The organism is Pseudomonas sp. 2995-1 (assembly GCF_002742505.1).
Classification (GTDB): Bacteria; Pseudomonadota; Gammaproteobacteria; order Pseudomonadales; family Pseudomonadaceae; genus Aquipseudomonas; species Aquipseudomonas sivasensis.
In genome coordinates, this window is sequence record NZ_LJSA01000478.1 from 1 (window position 1) to 312 (window position 312).

Sequence of the window (312 nt, forward strand, 5' to 3'; positions counted from 1 at the left end):
GTGATTATGTATTCGATGGGGAGTGGTCCACGCCCTATAATGAGGAACAATTCCCATCTCCAGTAAATCACTATGGCTATACTAAATGGTTAGCCGAAGAATATATACGCTGCTATAAAGAAACTTGGCGGATTATTCGAACATCTTGGTTGTTTGGTGGGGAAGGTTCAAATTTTGTTAAAACTATTGCTGAGAAAAGTAGACGGAATGAAAAAGTAGCAGTAGTTGATGATCAAGTTGGTTCTCCAACTCACGTCTCGGATCTTTCTTTATCAATTCTTAACATCATGTCCGCACCATCTGGGGTATATC

General features: G+C 39.7%; 1 protein-coding gene. It reads left to right on the forward strand.

Annotated elements, in window-relative coordinates; all coding sequences use genetic code 11:
- A partial coding sequence (locus AOA61_RS24585; protein ID WP_143521252.1) for an NAD(P)-dependent oxidoreductase occupies nt 1–312 on the forward strand: 312 nt, incomplete at both ends.